Origin of the sequence: Synechocystis salina LEGE 00031 (genome assembly GCF_015207985.1) — a bacterium.
GTDB classification, from domain to species: domain Bacteria; phylum Cyanobacteriota; class Cyanobacteriia; order Cyanobacteriales; family Microcystaceae; genus Synechocystis; species Synechocystis salina.
The window spans coordinates 1-5313 of sequence record NZ_JADEVV010000092.1 but is presented as its reverse complement, the minus strand read 5'-3'; the positions used below and the strand labels follow the sequence as shown (position 1 = coordinate 5313).

General features: G+C 51.0%; 1 tRNA gene and 3 rRNA genes. All 4 read right to left on the bottom strand.

Going from position 1 to position 5313, the window contains the following annotated elements:
- Nucleotides 1-4: 4 nt before the first annotated feature.
- Nucleotides 5-122, bottom strand: a 5S ribosomal RNA gene (gene rrf / locus IQ217_RS18425).
- A gap of 70 nt (nucleotides 123-192) precedes the next feature.
- Nucleotides 193-3076: ribosomal RNA gene (locus IQ217_RS18420) — 23S ribosomal RNA — on the bottom strand.
- Nucleotides 3077-3325: 249 nt separating this feature from the next.
- Nucleotides 3326-3399: transfer RNA gene (locus tag IQ217_RS18415), tRNA-Ile, on the bottom strand.
- Between the two features lie 142 nt (nucleotides 3400-3541).
- Nucleotides 3542-5033, bottom strand: a 16S ribosomal RNA gene (locus tag IQ217_RS18410).
- Together the 16S, 23S and 5S rRNA genes with 1 tRNA gene alongside form the textbook arrangement of a ribosomal RNA operon.
- Nucleotides 5034-5313 lie beyond the last annotated feature (280 nt).

Genomic DNA, 5313 nt, shown 5'->3' with positions numbered 1-5313 from the left:
AGGAACTTGGCATCGGACTATTGTGCCGTGGGGCAACCCCCAGAGTATCGTCGCCGCTGTCACATTTCACAACCGAGTGCGGGATGGGATCGGAGTGGTTCCATGACGCTAAAGACACCAAGAAAGATTGTTGGGTTTAGCTGAGAAGAAACCCAGAAGACTGCACAAGAAAAGAGAAAGAAAAAGAAGAAAAAGGTCAAGCCCTCGGTCTATTAGTACTCCTCGACTTCATCCATTACTGAACTTCCATCTAGAGCCTATCAACGGGTAGTCTTCCCGTGACCTTACTGGCTTAACACCATGAGAGTACTCATCTTGAGGTGGGCTTCCCACTTAGATGCTTTCAGCGGTTATCCACTCCGCACTTGGCTACCCTGCGTTTACCGTTGGCACGATAACAGGTACACCAGAGGTGCGTACTTCCCGGTCCTCTCGTACTAAGGAAGTCTCCTCTCAATACTCTTACGCCTACACCGGATATGGACCGAACTGTCTCACGACGTTCTGAACCCAGCTCACGTACCGCTTTAATGGGCGAACAGCCCAACCCTTGGGACGTACTACCGCCCCAGGTTGCGATGAGCCGACATCGAGGTGCCAAACCTCCGCGTCGATGTGAACTCTTGGCGGAGATCAGCCTGTTATCCCTAGAGTAACTTTTATCCGTTGAGCGACGGCCCTTCCACTCAGTGCCGTCGGATCACTAAAGCCGACTTTCGTCCCTGTTTGACTTGTCAGTCTCACAGTCAAGCTTCCTTCTGCTTTTACACTCTTCGGCTGATTTCCAACCAGCCTGAGGAAACCTTTGCGCGCCTCCGTTACCTTTTAGGAGGCGACCGCCCCAGTCAAACTGCCCACCTGAAATTGTCCTTCTCCCGGATAACGGGAACAAGTTAGAATTCTAGCCTCACCAGAGTGGTATCTCACCGTTGACTCCATTACTCCCACAAGAGCAACTTCATAGTCTCCCACCTATCCTGCGCAAGCAAAGCCCGAACCCAATTCCAAGCTACAGTAAAGCTTCATAGGGTCTTTCTGTCCAGGTGCAGGGAGTCCGTATCTTCACAGACAATCCTATTTCGCCGAGCCTCTCTCCGAGACAGTGCCCAGATCGTTACGCCTTTCGTGCGGGTCGGAACTTACCCGACAAGGAATTTCGCTACCTTAGGACCGTTATAGTTACGGCCGCCGTTCACCGGGGCTTCAGTCGCTAGCTTCAGGATTACTCCCTGACCAACTTCCTTAACCTTCCGGCACTGGGCAGGCGTCAGCCCCCATACTGCGTCTTACGACTTTGCGGAGACCTGTGTTTTTGGTAAACAGTCGCCTGGGCCTATTCACTGCGACCTCCATTGCTGGAGGCACCCCTTCTCCCGAAGTTACGGGGTAATTTTGCCGAGTTCCTTAGAGAGAGTTACCTCGCGCCCCTTAGTATTCTCTACCTTCCTACCTGTGTCGGTTTCGGGTACAGGTGACTATAAATTAACGTGGTTCGGGCTTTTCTAGGAAGCTTGACATCATGCACTTCGTCTCCGTAGAGACTCCCCATCACACCTCCGCTCAAGACGTTTTCGCCGTCTCTCATCGCCTCGAATGCTTGGACTGGTAACCAACTTCCAGCTGCACTAGCCTTCTCCGTCCCCCGCCACAATTTATAATCAGTACCGGAATATTGACCGGTTGTCCATCGACTACGCTTCTCAGCCTCGCCTTAGGTCCTGACTAACCCTCCGCGGACGAGCCTTCCGGAGGAACCCTTAGGATTTCGGGGTATGGGATTCTCACCCATATTTTCGCTACTCAAGCCGACATTCTCACTTCTGTACTGTCCACACCTGCTTGCCGCTAGTGCTTCACCCTATACAGAACGCTCCCCTACCACTCATATCTGAGTCCACAGCTTCGGTACATCACTTAGCCCCGTTCATTTTCGGCGCAGGAGCGCTTGACCAGTGAGCTATTACGCACTCTTTTAAGGATTGCTGCTTCTAGGCAAACCTCCTGGTTGTCAATGCACTCCCACCTCCTTTCTCACTTAGTGATGATTTGGGGACCTTAGCTGGTGGTCTGGGCTGTTTCCCTTTCGACGATGAAGCTTATCCCCCACCGTCTTACTGGTCGTTTCTTCTTGGGTATTCTGAGTTTGCCTCACTTTGGTACAGCTCTCGCCGCCCGCAGCGAAACAGTGCTTTACCCCCCAAGTTGACTTTACAACCGCTGCGCCTAAACACATTTCGGGGAGAACCAGCTAGCTCCGGGTTCGATTGGCATTTCACCCCTAACCACAGCTCATCCGCTAATTTTTCAACATTAGTCGGTTCGGACCTCCACTTAGTGTTACCTAAGCTTCATCCTGGCCATGGTTAGATCACCCGGGTTCGGGTCTACAAATTGTGACTAACGCCCTATTCAGGCTCGCTTTCACTTTGGCTTCGGTGCAACACACCTTAACCTGCCACAACCTGTAAGTCGCCGGCTCATTCTTCAACAGGCACACGGTCACTCGTTTAATCGAGCTCCCATTGCTTGTAGGCTAACGGTTTCATGTTCTATTTCACTCCCCTCAACGGGGTTCTTTTCACCTTTCCCTCGCGGTACTTTACGCTATCGGTCACACAGTAGTATTTAGCCTTACCAGGTGGTCCTGGCGGATTCAATCGGAATTCCACGAGCTCCGACCTACTCGGGATTCAGCTAGGCTGCTTCGATTTTCGACTACAGGACTTTCACCTCCTCTGGTGCAGTTTTCAGCTGCTTCGTCTAATCTATTCAGTCCATGTTGCTGTCCCACGACCCCAATCTCCGAAGACATTGGTTTAGGCTGTTCCCCGTTCGCTCGCCGCTACTTAGAGAATCACTTTTGTTTTCTTTTCCTCTAGCTACTAAGATGTTTCAGTTCACTAGGTTCGCTCTCTCCCGCCTATTTTATTCAGCGGGTAGTTCACTTGGGTTGCCCCATTCGGACACCTCCGGATCAATGCTTGTTTCCAGCTCCCCGAAGCGTTTCGTCGGTAACCACGTCCTTCTTCGCCTCTGTGTGCCAAGGTATCCACCGTTAGCCCTTTGTAGCTTGACCTTATTAAGATCTTCTTTTGCTAACTAGGATTATCTTTCTTCTCACATTCACCACTCTTCCACTTTCCACTCACCCAAAGGCTCCATGGTTGGCTTTCGAATAGCTAAGGAGATTCAGATTTTCCCTGCTTTCTCTTTTCTTTATGCAGTTTTCAAGGTTCTTACTGGACTTACATCCAGCATTCCCTCTGACTCTCATCAGACAGGATGCTGAAGGGTTTATCCTTCTTTTTGGCTTGTTTTGGTTAGGTGGGCCATTCTGGACTTGAACCAGAGACCTCACCCTTATCAGGGGTGCGCTCTAACCAACTGAGCTAATAGCCCTTGCCTCTTACCTCGCCTAGGCAATAGTTTGAAAGACTTCTACTCTTTAACCTCTCGGTTAATCCCTTGCTCGACCTTTTGGTTGACCAACTTCTACCTATTTGCACTTTGCTTTCGGTATGAAGGGGTAAAGGTCTCCCTTAAAGGAGGTGATCCAGCCACACCTTCCGGTACGGCTACCTTGTTACGACTTCACCCCAGTCACTAGCCCTGCCTTCGGCGCCCTCCTCCCTAAGGTTAGAGTAACGACTTCGGGCGTGACCAGCTCCCATGGTGTGACGGGCGGTGTGTACAAGGCCCGGGAACGAATTCACCGCAGTATTCTGACCTGCGATTACTAGCGATTCCTCCTTCATGCAGGCGAGTTGCAGCCTGCAATCTGAACTGAGGCCGGGTTTGATGGGATTCGCTTACTCTCGCGAGCTTGCTGCCCGTTGTCCCGACCATTGTAGTACGTGTGTAGCCCAAGGCGTAAGGGGCATGATGACTTGACGTCATCCCCACCTTCCTCCGGTTTGTCACCGGCAGTCTCTCTAGAGTGCCCAACTTAATGATGGCAACTAAAAACGAGGGTTGCGCTCGTTGCGGGACTTAACCCAACATCTCACGACACGAGCTGACGACAGCCATGCACCACCTGTCTCCTGGCTCCCTAAGGCACTCCCACGTTTCCGCAGGATTCCAGGGATGTCAAGCCTTGGTAAGGTTCTTCGCGTTGCATCGAATTAAACCACATACTCCACCGCTTGTGCGGGCCCCCGTCAATTCCTTTGAGTTTCACACTTGCGTGCGTACTCCCCAGGCGGGATACTTAACGCGTTAGCTTCGGCACGGCTCGGGTCGATACAAGCCACGCCTAGTATCCATCGTTTACGGCTAGGACTACAGGGGTATCTAATCCCTTTCGCTACCCTAGCTTTCGTCCCTCAGTGTCAGTTTCAGCCCAGTAGCACGCTTTCGCCACCGATGTTCTTCCCAATATCTACGCATTTCACCGCTACACTGGGAATTCCTGCTACCCCTACTGTACTCTAGTCTTGCAGTTTCCACCGCTCTTATGGAGTTAAGCTCCATTCTTTAACAGCAGACTTGCAAAACCACCTACGGACGCTTTACGCCCAATAATTCCGGATAACGCTTGCATCCTCCGTATTACCGCGGCTGCTGGCACGGAGTTAGCCGATGCTTATTCATCAGGTACCGTCATTTTTTTCTTCCCTGATAAAAGAGGTTTACAATCCAAGGACCTTCCTCCCTCACGCGGTATTGCTCCGTCAGGCTTTCGCCCATTGCGGAAAATTCCCCACTGCTGCCTCCCGTAGGAGTCTGGGCCGTGTCTCAGTCCCAGTGTGGCTGCTCATCCTCTCAGACCAGCTACTGATCGTTGCCATGGTAGGCTCTTACCCCACCATCTAGCTAATCAGACGCGAGCCCATCTTCAGACGATAAATCTTTCACCTTTCGGCACATTGGGTATTAGCAGTCGTTTCCAACTGTTGTCCCCATTCTGAAGGCAGGTTCTCACGTGTTACTCACCCGTCCGCCACTAAGTCCCCGAAGGAACTCCGTTCGACTTGCATGTGTTAGGCATACCGCCAGCGTTCATCCTGAGCCAGGATCAAACTCTCCATTGTGTTAAAAATAACCAATTTATAAGTTTCGGCTCTTTTCTGTTGCTATTTCTTCCGACTTGAGTTAAACTCTTTGTCAAGTAGAAACAGACTTTGGTTTGTTAATTGAATTAACAAGGGTCTGGTTTCTGTCTCTCAAACTATTTCTTTGTCTAGGTTCGGGGCGCTTTCGAGTCGCTTTCGCTCTCAACCGCGCATTTATCAATATACTCACCTTCCCAGGAAAAGTCAACACCTTTTCTCAAATCTTTTTTCCACATTCACTCAATCCCCCTCCTCATCT